This window comes from Nocardia sp. BMG51109, assembly GCF_000526215.1.
Lineage (GTDB): Bacteria > Actinomycetota > Actinomycetes > Mycobacteriales > Mycobacteriaceae > Nocardia.
Genome location: NZ_JAFQ01000004.1, coordinates 901084 through 915137, shown reverse-complemented (window position 1 = coordinate 915137; position 14054 = coordinate 901084). Strand labels below are relative to the sequence as shown.

Genomic DNA, 14054 nt, shown 5'->3' with positions numbered 1-14054 from the left:
ATGCGGGCGGCCGTCCTGACCGAGCCGGGCCGAATCGACCTGCGGGAGCGGCCCGTTCCCCGGCCGGCGCCGGGCGAGGTGTTGATCCGGGTGCACGCCGTCGGCGTCTGCGGCTCGGACGCGCACTACTACCGGGAGGGGCGGATCGGCGAGTTCGTGGTCGAGGCGCCGCTGATCCTCGGCCACGAGGCCGGCGGCGTGATCGTCGCGGTGGGGGAGAAGGTGCCCGAAGGGCGCATCGGGCAACGGGTTTCGATCGAGCCGCAGCGCCCCGACCCGGACAGCGCCGAGACCCGCGCGGGGCGCTACAACCTGTGTCCGCACATGCGGTTCTACGCCACGCCCCCGGTCGACGGGGCCCTGTGCGAATTCGTCACGATCGGCGCCGCGTTCGCGCATCCGGTGCCCGACACCATCTCCGACGAGGCGGCGGCGCTGTGTGAGCCGCTGTCGGTGGGTATCGCGGCGGTCCGCAAGGCCGGCGTCGAGGGCGGCTCGCGAATCCTGGTGGCCGGCGCCGGGCCGATCGGCGTCCTGGTGGCGCAGGTCGCCCGGGCCTACGGCGCCACCGAAATCATTGTCAGCGACCCGGACTCGCGGCGGCGCGAGGCCGCCCTGCAGTTCGGCGCGACAGCCGCCGTCGATCCGGCCGCCGGGCCGGCGGAACCGCACGTCGACGCGTTCGTGGACGCCTCCGGATCGCAGGCCGCGGTCACCGCGGGCGTCGCCGCGGTGCGCCCGGCCGGCCGGGTTGTGCTGGTCGGCGCCGGAGCACCGGCCATGTCGCTTCCGGTACAACGGATCCAACAGCGTGAACTCGTGCTCACCGGTGTGTTCCGGTACGCCGGCACGTGGCCGGCGGCGATCGCGCTGACGGCCGGCGGCCGCGTCGACCTGGATGCGATGGTGACCGCCCGCTACCCGCTGGAACGCACCACCGAGGCGCTGGAATCGGACCGGCGTCCCGGCAATCTCAAGACGATCGTGGAGGTGGCGAACACGTGCGACTGAACCGGAATGCCCTGTCCCATCTGCCGATTCCCGGCCCCGATTACGATCGGGACGGGATTCGCGCGGGCATCGCGCACATCGGCGTCGGCGGTTTCCACCGCGCCCATCAGGCCATGTATCTGGACCGGCTGATGTCGCTGGGCCGGGCGTCCGACTGGGGGATCTGCGGTATCGGCGTCACGCCCGCCGACCGCCGGATGCGCGACGTCCTGGCGGCGCAGGACTGCCTCTACACGCTGACCCTGGCGCACCCCGACGGGGCGCGGGAGCCCCGGGTGATCGGCTCCCTCGTCGACTTCCTGTATGCGCCCGACGATCCCGAGGCCGTCATCGAACGGCTCGCCGACCCCGCGATCCGGATCATCTCGCTGACGATCACCGAGGGCGGCTACAACCTGCGCGACGACGACGGCGAATTCGACCGCGACGCACCGGCGATCCGCCGCGACCTCGCGGGCGGCCATCCGCCCGCCACGGTCTTCGGCCTGGTGACGGCGGCGCTGGCCCGCCGCCGCGACCGCGGCGTCGCGGCGCCGACGATCGTGTCGTGCGACAACATCGAGGGCAACGGCCGGGTCGCCCGCCGCGCCTTCACCACCTACGCGGAGATGCTGGAACCCGCCCTGGCGCACTGGATCACGGCGAACGCGCGCTTCCCCAGCTCGATGGTGGATCGGATCACGCCGGTCACCACGCCGGAGGTGGTCGAGCACTGCGCGGCCGAGACCGGGCTGCGCGACGAGTGGCCCGTGGTCGCCGAACCGTTCGCGGCCTGGGTGCTCGAGGACGATTTCGTCGACGGCCGCCCCCCGCTCGAGGAGGCGGGCGTGCGGCTGGTCGACGATGTCACGCCGTACGAGTTCATGAAGCTCCGCTTGCTCAACGCCGGGCACCAATGCCTGTGCTACTTCGCCTGTCTCGCGGGCTATCGGCTCGTTCACGAGGCGGCGCAGGATCCGCTGATCGCCGAATATCTGGACCGGTACCTGGATTCCGAGGCCATGCCGACGGTGCCCGCGATTCCGGGCCTGGCCGAGTTCCGGGGGGCGCTGCTGGAGCGATTCGGCAACGCGCACGTCCGCGATACCGTGGCGCGGCTGTGCGCGGAATCGTCCGACCGCATCCCGAAATGGCTGCTGCCGGTGATCCGCGACAATCTCGCCGCGGGGCGTCCGGTGCGCCTGGCGGTGGCCACCGTCGCCGCCTGGGCGCGCTACGCCGAGGGCGTCGACGAGAACGGCGACCCGATCGAGGTGGTCGACCGGCTCGCCGAGACGCTGACCCCGCTCGCCCGCACGCAACGCGACAACCCGACGGCGTTCGTCGAGAATCGCGCCGTATTCGGAGATCTCGTGGACGACCCGCGATTCGTCGAGGCATATGTGACCACGCTGCGGTCGCTGCACCGCGACGGTGCCCGCGCGACACTGAAATCTCTGGTGAAGGCCGAATGACGGCGGCAGGCGGCTCCCGACCGCCCGGTGCGGCGCTGGTCGTCGGGGAGGCCCTGATCGATATCGTGGTGCGCGACGGACGGATCACCGGCGAGCACGTCGGGGGGAGCCCGCTGAACGTGGCCGTCGGGTTGGCGCGGCTCGGCCGGCCCGTCGAATTCCTGACCTCCATCGGAAACGACGCGCACGGCCGGCGCATCACGGAATACCTGGACACGTCCGGTGTCACGCTGGCCGACGGCAGCGTATCGGCCCCGCGAACGGCCACCGCGCGTGCCGAACTCGACGAACACGGCTCGGCGACCTACGGTTTCGATATCGTCTGGCGCCCGCTCCCGGCCGAAGTCGCCCCGCCGCTGGTGGTGCACACCGGATCCATTGCGGCCGTGCTGGATCCGGGCTGCGACGACGTCTCGGCCGCGGTCGACCGGTACGCGCCCGAATCCACCGTGACCTTCGACCCGAACCTGCGCCCTCAACTGATCGACGACATCCCCACGGCCCGAACGCGGATCGACTCGCTGGTCGCCCGCGCCGACATCGTGAAGGCCAGCGACGAGGACCTGCGCTGGCTCGAGCCCGGGAGTCCACCGGAAGAGATTGCCGCGCAGTGGTTGTCGCGAGGCCCCGCGATCGTCGTGGTCACGCTCGGCGCGCATGGCGCCTACGCGGTCTGCCGGGCCGGTGCCGTGCGCATCCCCGCGCACCCGGCCGCGGTCGTCGACACCGTCGGCGCGGGCGATGCCTTCACCACCGGCCTGATCGACGCGCTGTGGGGCGGCGGCCTGCTGGGGGCCGCCAACCGGGACGCGTTGCGCGATATCGACACCGAAACCTTGCGCGCCGCACTGGAACTCGCTGCGCTGTCCTCGGCGTTGACGGTGTCGCGTCCCGGTGCCGATCTACCGGACCGGGCTACCCGCGATGCTCAGGTGAGCGGGTGGGCCCGGAAGAAGTCCCACATGATCTGATTGGCGCTGATCGAGCCCGTGGTCGTGCCGACCAGCGGCTCGGGGGAGATGCTCGACACCGCGCCCGGCCAGGTGTGGCCACCGCCGACCACCGAGTAGAACTCGACGTCGGCGTGCTCCGGACACGCATAGCTCGACAGCGTGACATCGGCCGCGACCTGCAACCGGACCGGTTCCGGCTCGCAGCCGTTGCGGCGCGCCCATGCGGCCGCGTTGTCCGGGATACTCGCCTCGCCGGGACCGTCGACGCCGCCGGGCCTGTCCCGCCCGCCTGCCGAGCCCGAGCCGTCCGGCGACGGCAGGAACCGCGCGTTCGGGCCCGCGCCGCCGGTGTAGGCGACGATCGGGTCGGCGGTGCCGTGGAACGCGACGACCGGTATTGCCCGGGCGGGCTCGCACCAGGAGAAGTCCCGCAGCCCGGCCACCGGAGCCACCGCCGCGATCCGGTCGGCGAGCCGGCACGCCAGCGACGAGGTGGTGAACGCGCCCATGGACAGGCCGGTGACATAGATGCGCCGCTGGTCGACGCACAGCGCCGACTCGACGTGTGTGATCAGGTCCGACAGGTAGGTGATGTCCCCGCTGTTCTCCGCGAAATCCCACCGCGGCAAACCGGGCTCGTCGATCTGCGGGGTGACCGTGGCGAAGCCGTGCTCGATGCCGAACTGCGCCACACCGCTCATGGCCCGTTGCACCTCGGCGGGCTCGAGGTAACCGTGCAGGTCCAGAACCAGCGGTAGCGGGGCATCCGCGGCGGGCACGTCCTGGGCGTAACTGCCGGACTTGCCGGCCGCGGCGAACTGCTGCCGGGAGGTGCCGGGAACGGCGGCCGGTCCGGCGCACCCCGGCGATGCCGCCGGAGCGATCGTGGCCGGTTCGCCGGCCCGGGCGGTGGTGCTCCCGGCCGTGAGCAGCGCGGCGGCGGTCATCGCGGCAACGACCATCGCGGTAACCGTCGACGCCGATCTTCGGGCGCCGCGCCGACTGCGGGCGCATGACCGCAGGGGCAGGAAAGTAGAACTCTTACTCATGAGAGGGATGTTTACACGGCCCGTGTCCGTGCCGGGCCGGTCTCGCCGATCAGGTCGTGCGCTCGCAGGTGAGGTGACGAAAGGCATGGAGGTGCGGGTGGTTACGTGCCGGCGTCCCGCCCGCCCGGATGCCGGTCCCGCCAGATCCAGAACACCGTCCCCGACACCAGTGCCCACGCGGCGAGCACGAGAAACGGGAACAGATGCTGATGTCCGCCGAAGTAGACGGCGGTGTGCTGGGCATTGACGGAGGCCCCGTTCGGCAGCCACCGGCCGATGCTGCCCAGCACCGACGGCAGCAGCGGCCAGGACACCGCGCCACCCGAGGACGGATTGCCCAGCAGCACCATCAGCCCCCAGGTCGGGAGCATCGCCCACCGTCCGAACAGCGTGTTGAACATCGTGAAGATCAACCCGGAGGCGAACATCGTCAGCGTCAGGATGAACCACGACTCCAGGAACGGCAGGTCCAGCGCGCCCAGCCACCAGTCGACGACCGCCGCGATCACGAATCCGCCCAGCACCGCATAGGCGACGGTGTAGGCGATCCGCTCCAGCGGATCGAGCGCCCGCGCATGCACACTCAGCTGGATGGCCCCGACGAATCCGATGATCACCGCCGCCAGCGTGATGTAGAAGATGGCCAGTCCGCGCGGATCGCCGGGCTGCAGCGGATTGATGTCGGTGACCGTCACGGCCACCTGCGCCTGCCGCCCCACCTGCGTCGCCGCGGACGAAATCACCTGGGATACCGATGATCCCGAGGCCCCCGAGACATCGACCGTCACCGCGTCGGCCCGGCTCGCGTCCACGATCGCGAACGCCTGCTGCGCCTCCACGGCCGCCTGCGCCGCGGCCGCACCGTCGTACCGTGTCACCTGCAGCGACCCGTCCAGCGCCCGATCCATCCCCGCCAGAAACGCGGCCTCGGTCCGCGCATTATCGCCCCCCACCACGGCAACCGGAATGTGATGCGGAGTCGGATTGGCCAGCGTGTAGGTATACGACCCCGCGAACAACCCCGCGGCCGCCGCCAGAATGAACACCAGCACGGTCGCCGGCAGAAACGGCGACCGCCGAAACCGCTCCCACCCCCGCCGCCAAGCGGCAACATCACCGCTATCGGTCTCTTCGTCCTCTTGAACTGCCGATTCGGTCTCGCTCTCGGACATACAGCCACCCTAGGGGCGAAAATTGATCTATGTAGCAAACCGCACCGGGGGCTGTGGAGAGGTGTCATCCAGGCGTGCTCCGACCCGGACTGTTCTGCCAGTTCGTCGGGGTTGCCGACCCTATTCGCCGCAAATTTTGCGGTGAATAGCGGAAGTGATCACCGCATGGCCGATGGCTATCGCTGAGACCGAGGTCATAGGGCGCTGATGCGGAGTCGGGGCTCCGTTCCTGTTACGTTGGTCAACCGGAGAATGACTCCGTTTCGACTCGTGAACAGGAGCTAGTGCCCCCATGGCGCGTGTGAAATCCCGGCCGCACTACAACGTCGTCTTCGCGGTGCTGCTGCTGGGCATCGCCGCGTACGCGTTGCTGCAGTCCATGGTGGTGCCGGTGCTGTCGTTGCTGATTCCGGCGCTGCACACCACCCAGAACACCGCGACCTGGCTGATGACCGGATACCTGCTGTCCGCGTCGGTCGCCACGCCGATCCTCGGTCGCATCGGGGACAAGGTCGGCAAGGAGCGGATGCTCGTGGTCACGCTCGCCGCGCTCAGCATCGGCTCGCTGATCGCCGCGCTCACCGACTCGATCAGCGTGATGATCGTCGCGCGTGTGATCCAGGGGCTCGGCGGCGGCGTGATCCCGTTGGCGTTCGGCATCATTCGCGATGAGTTCCCGGCGCGGAAGGTGCCCGGCGCGGTGGGTATCGCCTCGTCGCTGATCGCGGTCGGCTCGGGAATCGGGCTGGTGCTGGCCGGGCCGATCGTCGACCATCTGGGCCATCACTGGCTGTTCTGGGCGCCGATGATCATGACCGCGTTCGCCACCGTGGCGGCGATCGTGCTGGTGCCGCCGTCGCCGGTGCGCAGCGAGGGCCGGATCAACTGGGCCGCGGCGCTGTTGCTGTCGGCCTGGCTCGTCGCGCTGCTGCTGGCCGTCAGCAAGGGGACGGACTGGGGCTGGACGTCGGCGGTGACGCTCGGCCTGTTCGCGGCGGCGGTGGTCTGCCTGATCGTGTGGATCGTCGTCGAGACGAAGTCGGCCACCCCGCTGATCGATATGCGCACGATGCGGATCCGGGCGGTGTGGACGACGAATCTGGTGGCCGTGCTGGCGGGCATCGGAATGTACGCGATCATGACGTTCCTGCCGCAGCTGCTGCAGACGCCGAAAGCCGTTGCGGGCTACGGCCTGAGCGCGAGCGTCACCCAGTCCGGGCTGTACATGTTGCCGATGGCGGCGGCGATGTTCGTGATCGGCCTCTCGATCGGAGGTCTGGAAGCGCGGTTCGGCGCTCGGCCGATCGTGCTGGGCGGCAGCATCATCACCGTCGCGGCCTTCATGGTGCTGGCCCTCGGTCACGACGCCAGCTGGCAGATCTACCTGTCGGCCACCGTGCTGGGAATCGGTATCGGCCTGGTGTTCTCGTCGATGCCGGCCATCATCGTGGCCTCCGTCCCGCCCGTGCAAACCGGCGCGGCCACCGGTATGAACGCCAACGTGCGCACCGTCGGCGGCGCGATCGGCAGTGCCGTCTCGGGCGTCCTGCTGACCTCGAGCGCCGGCACCGTGCCCGGAATCCCGGCCGCCTCCGGATATTCCAAGGTGTTCTGGTTCCTCGCGGGCGTCTCCGTGCTGGGTGTCGTCGCGGCCGCGTCGATTCCCCGGTTGCGCGGCAGGTCCCGGCCGCCCGGTGCGGTGGAGCCGGTCGTCGACATACTCGAACCGGATGTCGGGGAACGGGAACTCGTCTCGGCGGCCGTCGTCGCCCCGGCACGGCACGCGGCGTCCGGTGCGAGCCCCTCGGCGCACGCCCCGGAGCCCGCGTCGAGGCATGCCGACTCCGGACCGCCGAACGGCTCGGGCGAATCCGGTGTCGTTGAATCCGGCCCGGCCGAATCCGGTGCGGGCCGGGCCATCGCCGGACATATTCTCGGCGAGCACGGCCGACCGGTCGCGGGCGCCGCGCTGACCCTGATAGACCAACGCGGACACCAGGTTTCGCGCTCGCTCAGCGGCTCGGAAGGCGACTACGGCATCGATGCGCCGGCGCCGGGTAGCTATGTGCTGATCGCGTCGGCGGGCGCGCACCGGCCGGTGGCACAACCGGTCACCGTCCACGCCGACCCGCAGCGGCTGAACCTCACCATGCCGGCCTCCGGTGAGGTGTCGGGCGTCGTGCGCCGCGCCGACGGCGCCGGGCCGCTCGGGGAGGCGACCGTCACGCTCACCGATCCGGACGGCGAGGTCGTCGGCACCGCGATCACCACCGACGACGGCCGTTACGCCTGCGGCGCCGTGGCACCGGGCTCCTACACGCTGGTCGCGGTCGCCGAGCGCATGCGCCCGCACGCGGCCACGCTGACCGTGCCCGAGAGCGGCGCCTTGCGCTTCGACATCGACCTCGAGGCCGAGGCGACCGCGGTGCTGGCCGGGTCGGCACAGGCCGACGGGCGCGTGGTCCCGGACGCTCAGGTCACGGTGCTCGACGCCGACGGCGGCCTGATCGCCTCGGCCCGCACCGACGCCGACGGCCGCTACCAGGTCTCGGACCTTCCGGAGGGCCGCTACACCGTCGTCACGCGCGGCTACCCACCGGTCACCGCCAACGTCACGGTGACCGGCGACGAGATCACCCACGATGTGCGGCTGAGTTACTGACCCGGCCGGGCCGGTGCGAATATCGCTGTAGCGTCAAGGGTTTCGGTGCGTTTCGGCGGCCTACACCTGTGCCGGCGTGCGGAACCAGTGCGGTATCGTGGCGCGGGCGTTGCTGCCGTGCAGCGCATCGGCCAGCGCCTCGATCGCCAGGTTCCGCGCCACGTTGGTGGCGCGGCAGTGCCGCAGACTGTCCAGCATCAGGAAGTCGTGCACCATGCCGAGCATGCGCACCGCGGTGACATCGACACCGGCCTGGCGCAGCTTCGCGGCATAGGCCTCGCCCTCGTCGCGCAGGACGTCGGCCTCGTCGGTGATCACCAGAGTGGGTGGCAGGCCACGTAATTCGTCGAGGCCGGCCCGCAGCGGCGACGCGTAGATCTCGTCGCGCTGCGCGGGATCGGTCGTGTACTGATCCCAGAACCATTGCATGCCATCGCGAGTCAGGTAGTAGCCGTCGGCGAACTGCAGATACGACGCGGTATCGAAGTTCGCGTCCGTCACGGGGTACAGCAGTACCTGCGCGGACAGCGGCACGCCGCCGCGGTCCGCGGCCATCAGCGCGAACACCGCGGACATGTTGCCGCCCACGGAATCTCCGCAGACCGCCATCCGCGCGCCGTCCAGGTCGTGGTCGGCGCCGTGCTCGACGACCCACTGACCCACGGCCCAGTTCTGCTCGATCGCGGTGGGGTACTTCGCCTCCGGCGACCGGTCGTACACCGGGAAGACCACCGCGGCCTGCGCCCCGTCCGCCAGCTCGCGCACCAGCCGGTCGTGGGTGTTCTCGTCGCCGAAAACCCAACCGGCGCCGTGGATGTAGAGGATGACCGGCAGCTTCCCCCGCAGCCCTTCGGGCCGGACGATCCGCGTTCGTACCGAGCCGGTCGGCCCGCCCGGGACCGTCACCCACTGCTCGTCGACGGGCGGTTTGTCGACCCCCTCGCCGGTCTGCAGCCCGGCCAGGATGTCCCGGCCCTGCGCCGGCGGCACCTCGTAGATCCGCGGATGCGGCGCGGTGTCGTCGGCGAGCTGCCGTGCTTCGGGTTCCAGCACCGGCTGGGGAGGATCGGGTAGCTGAGGCATGACGAACTCCTTCCGGTCTCACACGGATGCGTACAGGAGTGGTCTCGGTTGGATTTGCTAGCCGATTGCCACTATTCGCCGTCGGTCGCGGCCTGTCAATGCCGATCCGGCAGCGTCTCAACGCCGATCCGGCAGCGTCTCAACGCCGATCCGGCAGGGTCTCAACGCCGATCCGGCAGTGTCGCCGTGACGACGCGGCGGATCGCATCCAGGTCGACGTGCCCGGCCAGCGCCTTCTCGTCCGGCTCCTCGGTGAGCGGCTCGGCCACGGCCAGCAGGGTCCGGTACAGCCGGGGGAGCGTGGTCCGGGCGAGCAGGTCCTCGGCGACGGACGCCGCGTCGAGTTCGTAGTTCTGCGCCAGGTAATCGCGCAGGCGCTCGTGCGTGGCGGCGAACACGGCGTCGAAGTAGGCGTGTGCGCTGCCCGGCAGCCGTTCGGCCACGGAGATGCTGAGCCGGCACGTGCGCACCTGCGGCTCCCACAGGATCAGCTGCTGGAACCGTCCGCAGAACCGCGTCACCGCCTCGGCCGGTTCGTCGGCATAGGCCGCGGGCGTCATCAGCTTGCCCAGGTAGAGCTCGCGAACCAGGTCGAGGACGGCGAGGAACAGCTTGTCCTTGCTCTCGAAGTGCGCGTACAGCGAGCGCTTCGAGGTCCCGGCCCGGGTGGCGACGGTGTCCATCGACGCGCGCTCGAAGCCCGCCTCCAGGAAGACGCTCTTGGCGACGAACAGGATGTGCGTGCGCAGTTCCTCGCCGCGGCGCTGCGTGTCTCGCGTCATCCGTTTACACTTCCAAAAGTAAACGGTACGGTTGAGTTTACTTTCTCCGGATGGCCGGAGGCTCCTTCAGGAAGGCATCCCATGCTCGTCATCACCGCTCCCACCGGAAATATCGGTCACCGCGTCCTCGACCTCGTGCTCGCCGGCGACCGGCCGGTTCGCGTCATCGCGCGCGACCCGTCCCGGCTACCCGCCGGCGTGCGCGAACGGGCCGAGGTCGTACCAGGTTCGCACGGCGACCCGGACGTGCTCGCGCGAGCCTTCGCCGGCGCCGACTCGGTGTTCTGGTTGCTGCCCAACGATCTCGCCGCCGCCGGCGTCGACGACTCGTATCTCGACTTCACCCGCCCCGCGATCGAGGCGCTGCGCACGCACGAGGTGCGCCGTGTCGTCGCTGTCTCCGCTCTGGGCCGCGGCACCGCCCGCGAGCAGCGGGCCGGATATGTCACCGGCTCGCTGAAGATGGACGACCTCATCGCGAGCACCGGCGTCGCCTTTCGTGCGCTGGCGAACCCGTCGTTCATGGACAACGTTGCGCGCCAGGCGAACTCGATCAAGGAGAACGGCGTGTTCGCCGATGTCGTCGCGCCGGACCTGCGCCTGCCCACCGTGGCCACGCGCGATATCGCCACCGTCGCCGCCCGCCTGCTGCTCGACGACACCTGGACCGGCCAGGCCGAGGTGCCGCTGCTGGGCCCGGAGGACCTCGCACCGAACGAGATGGCCGCGATTCTCTCCGACGTCCTCGGCATCCCGGTGAAATACCAGCAGATTTCCGGTGCGGCGCTGCGCGAGCAACTCGTCGGCCGCGGTGTCTCCGCCGCGATGGCGGACGGGATGCTCGAGATGATGACCGCGAAGAACAACGGTCTCGACCTCGGTGTCACCCGCACCCCGCAGCACGCGATCGACACACCCACGACGTTCCGGCAGTGGTGCGCCGACGTCCTCGCGCCGAGGGCGGCCGCATGAGCGTCGACCTCGGCCGGATCGTCGGGCGCTACGTGACCTCGCAGCGCTCGCCGATCGTGCACACCCGGCCGAGTGCGGTCCGACCTTCGAGGACGTCACGTTCCCGGCCGAGGACGGCCTGCGGCTGTCCGGTGGGTTCGTCCCGGCCGAGGGGCCGGAGAGCATCCTCGCCTGGTTGGCGCGGTACACGTCGTCACGGCCCGGTCCCGCTTGCGATTTCGGCGCGGACACGGTGCGCACCGGTCGGCGTCCGTGGGCGCCCGCGCCGCGTAGCCGGGCCGTCCCGTCCGAGGCGCGGACACCAGGGGGTCGTGGCGGACGCGAGGTGATGTCGGCGAGTACACCGGTCTCCGGCCACCCGCACCGTTAGCATCGCGGTACTCGTGAGCGACTCGGCCGCGAGACGGGATGAGGTGAGGGAGTACGCCGATGAAATGGACATTGCTGGGCGCGGCCGCTGCCGCGCCCGCCACGGCCGACGCCGGGGAGCCGTGCCAGCTCGGCTGGTCGAACGTCGGCCCGCGGACGTGTGCCAAGGCCGACTTCACGCTCAGCCCGGTGGCGACGCTCGGAAACGGTATCTGCGCCGGCCTGCTGTCGACCGGCGGCACCGCCTTCGACGGTCCGCTCTACGAATACTCCGAGGCTCCCGGCGCCGCGCATTCGGTCGTTCTGCGTATCGCGCAGGGCTTTTCGCCGGTGGGCGAGTGGGGGCCGCAACTGCTGGCCTGCGACGTGACGGCGATCGTCGACTGGCACAACCTCGACACCGGGCAGGCCGGCAGCGTGCGCCGCTTCGTCCCGGCCGGGCAGCGTTTCACCCCGGCGATCGTGCTCGCCGAGACCGGCCCCGGCCGGGTCCAGCTCACCCTGCGCACCGATAAGCCGAACATTCCGGCCGCAACCGAAATCGTTGTGCCGTAAGGGCTCCCGAACAACCGGATGAGTCGACTCGCCGCGAACTGCGCGGGCTTCCGGTGCCTCGCGGACGAGTCGTGCCGACTGCCTCGGGTCGGGCGGTCAGGCCTCGATCGCGGTGGCCGTCTCGCCGATATCGCCGACCACGCCGCGCAACTGCGCCCGGCCGTCGGCCAGCTTGTAGGTGACACCGGCGATCGCGCATTCTCCGGAGGCCACGCGCTCGGCGATGATCGGCGAGCGCTGCACGAGCAGCCTGCTGGTCTCCACGACGTGGCGGGCCTCCAACTCGTCCACGGTGGTGAGCCCGTCGCGCCGGCCCATCAGGATCGACGGCGTAACCCGCTCCACGACGCTGCGGATGAACCCACCGGGCACATCGCCACCGTCGAGGGCGTCGATGGTCGCCCGCACCGCACCGCAGGAGTCGTGGCCGAGCACCACGATCAGCGGCACCCCCAGCACCTCGACCCCGTACTCGATGGACCCCAGCACCGAGGAGTCGACGACATGACCGGCGGTACGCACCACGAACATGTCCCCGAGCCCCCGATCGAAGATGATCTCGGCGGCCACCCGCGAATCTCCGCACCCGAACAGAATCGCCGACGGCTGCTGCCCGTTCACGAGCCGGGCCCGATCGTCGGCCCCCTGCCCGGGATGCTGCAGCACTCCGTCGACGAACCGGTCGTTACCGTCGCGAAGAGATTTCCAAGAACTGATCGGATTGGTACGAGGCATATGTCCGATTTACCATGAATCCATACCGTCGCGCTGCTCGATGTGACGAATGGCGCCGCATCCGGGCCCGTCCGCCTGAGATGCCCGGACCCTATTCCGTGGGATAGAGCTCGTCTCGGAGCGCCGACGGGGATCCGCGCCAGCGGTCGAGCTCACGCCAGATCGCGCAGATTCCGAGCTGCTCCAGGAAGCCGACGTATGCGTCACCGATCGGCTCGTTGAACACCGCCACAAGGTCGACCGCGTCGCCAGGCTTGTAGAGGAAGTGCCGGTACTGGTAGAGCTGCCCGACAACGGCACGTACGGCGTCGGTCGCATTGCCGCCTCGGATGATCTTCGCCTCTACGAGCCAATGCCGGCTGCCCCGGGTCAACGTCAGGTCACGTGGGTGGACGTTGGTCGCCGGGGTCAGTCCGCAGTCGCGAGCGGCCAGACCGTACTCGCGGACGAGCCGCTCATGGTGGCGATTCTTGATCTGGGTGTGAGCCTTGATTGCGGCAACGTACGCAGTATCGCTCTTGGGCTTGAACTGTGCGAAGCCGTCGCCTACCGCCGACGCGGTGGAGTCCTGCGTGGATGCCGGGCTCGCCGACTCTCGTCCCTCGGTCGGCGGTGCAAACCCCCGATCCTGCCGGATCCGATCGGCGAGCATGCTCATCTGCTCCGGTCGATCGAGAAATGCGGCTACGACCTCGCGGTCGAGAGTGCCGTGATTGCTCGGCTTGCGCGTCGAATCCGGATGGCAATGCGCCAGATTCGCCATCTTCCTGCGAACTGAGCCAGGGCTGCGGAAGTCCGCACCCCGCACCGACTCCGGGTGTATCGGCAAATCCCTCAGCAGCGCAGACAACTCGACCACGCGAGAGTCCGTGACGTCCAGTTCGTGCCAGTTGTTGAGCCTCGTCAACTCGCCGGCAAGAACCAGTTCGGGCCATGCCCAGTCGGGCGGCCGTCTGCTGATCGGCCTGGCCGCATCCGAGTGTTCCCCCTCGCGGCTCGGGCCCGGGACATCGAATCCGAGCGATCGCAGGTGACTTGCAACGGTCTCTTCGCCACCGGTGAAGTCCTGTGACCGCAGTGGAGCAGAGCCCGGCAGATGGCCGTGGGCGGCGCCGGTAATGGCTTTCGAGTCGTATGTACGCCCCTCGACATCGACGAAGTATGCGCGCGCCGGCCCGAACCCGTACTTGGACAGGAACGCAGACCGCCCCAGGTCATCGAATTCGCCCATGGCGGCGAGCACGGCCGACCTGGTCA

12 protein-coding genes are annotated in these 14054 nt (G+C 69.9%); 6 read left to right on the top strand and 6 right to left on the bottom strand.

Annotation, left to right across the window (positions count from 1 at the left end; translation table 11 throughout):
• From D892_RS0105670 to D892_RS0105660, 3 genes are read left to right on the top strand one after another with little or no spacing between them, the layout of a single operon-like run.
• On the top strand, positions 1–1011 hold the full coding sequence (locus D892_RS0105670) for an NAD(P)-dependent alcohol dehydrogenase (protein ID WP_024800313.1): 1011 nt from the start codon (positions 1–3) through the stop codon (positions 1009–1011).
• Positions 1002–2465 carry a mannitol dehydrogenase family protein gene (locus D892_RS0105665; RefSeq protein WP_024800312.1) on the top strand — a complete coding sequence of 488 codons (1464 nt, stop codon included), beginning with the start codon at positions 1002–1004 and terminating at the stop codon, positions 2463–2465. The genes D892_RS0105670 and D892_RS0105665 overlap by 10 nt, the downstream gene beginning before the upstream one ends.
• Complete coding sequence (locus D892_RS0105660) at positions 2462–3436, top strand: carbohydrate kinase (protein WP_024800311.1); 975 nt, start codon at positions 2462–2464, stop codon at positions 3434–3436. Before D892_RS0105665 ends, D892_RS0105660 begins: the two co-directional genes overlap by 4 nt.
• Here the strand turns inward: D892_RS0105660 and D892_RS0105655 are convergent.
• A complete protein-coding gene (locus D892_RS0105655; protein ID WP_024800310.1) occupies positions 3394–4380 on the bottom strand; it encodes a PHB depolymerase family esterase in 987 nt (328 codons plus the stop codon). The genes D892_RS0105660 and D892_RS0105655 overlap by 43 nt on opposite strands.
• Before the next feature lie 188 nt (positions 4381–4568).
• The gene (locus D892_RS0105650; RefSeq protein WP_024800309.1) at positions 4569–5639 is read right to left on the bottom strand and encodes a DUF3533 domain-containing protein; all 1071 of its coding nucleotides are present in this window, start codon (positions 5637–5639) and stop codon (positions 4569–4571) included.
• A gap of 292 nt (positions 5640–5931) precedes the next feature.
• Here D892_RS0105650 and D892_RS44420 point away from each other — a divergent pair, with 292 nt between their 5' ends.
• Entirely contained in the window at positions 5932–8301 is a 2370-nt protein-coding gene (locus D892_RS44420) for an MFS transporter (RefSeq protein WP_024800308.1), read from the top strand.
• A 60-nt stretch (positions 8302–8361) separates the two neighbouring features.
• Here D892_RS44420 and D892_RS0105640 read toward each other — a convergent pair whose 3' ends face one another.
• Together D892_RS0105640 and D892_RS0105635 are read right to left on the bottom strand one after the other, a co-directional pair.
• Positions 8362–9384, bottom strand: a complete 1023-nt coding sequence (locus D892_RS0105640) for an alpha/beta hydrolase (protein ID WP_024800307.1) — start codon at positions 9382–9384, stop codon at positions 8362–8364.
• A 161-nt stretch (positions 9385–9545) separates the two neighbouring features.
• Positions 9546–10166, bottom strand: a complete 621-nt coding sequence (locus D892_RS0105635; RefSeq protein WP_024800306.1) for a TetR/AcrR family transcriptional regulator — start codon at positions 10164–10166, stop codon at positions 9546–9548.
• A gap of 81 nt (positions 10167–10247) precedes the next feature.
• On the opposite strand from D892_RS0105635, the gene D892_RS0105630 reads away from it, so the two are divergent.
• Positions 10248–11138 (top strand): NAD(P)H-binding protein, encoded by an 891-nt coding sequence (locus tag D892_RS0105630; protein ID WP_024800305.1) that lies wholly within the window; start codon positions 10248–10250, stop codon positions 11136–11138.
• A 429-nt stretch (positions 11139–11567) separates the two neighbouring features.
• Positions 11568–12062 carry a hypothetical protein gene (locus D892_RS40505; RefSeq protein ID WP_024800304.1) on the top strand — a complete coding sequence of 165 codons (495 nt, stop codon included), beginning with the start codon at positions 11568–11570 and terminating at the stop codon, positions 12060–12062.
• A gap of 96 nt (positions 12063–12158) precedes the next feature.
• Here D892_RS40505 and D892_RS0105620 read toward each other — a convergent pair whose 3' ends face one another.
• Both D892_RS0105620 and D892_RS43480 read right to left on the bottom strand, forming a co-directional pair.
• Entirely contained in the window at positions 12159–12797 is a 639-nt protein-coding gene (locus D892_RS0105620; RefSeq protein ID WP_024800303.1) for a carbonic anhydrase, read from the bottom strand.
• A 91-nt stretch (positions 12798–12888) separates the two neighbouring features.
• Positions 12889–14040: a hypothetical protein gene (locus tag D892_RS43480; RefSeq protein WP_156959398.1), complete on the bottom strand. Its 1152-nt coding sequence runs from the start codon at positions 14038–14040 to the stop codon at positions 12889–12891.
• Positions 14041–14054: the final 14 nt, after the last annotated feature.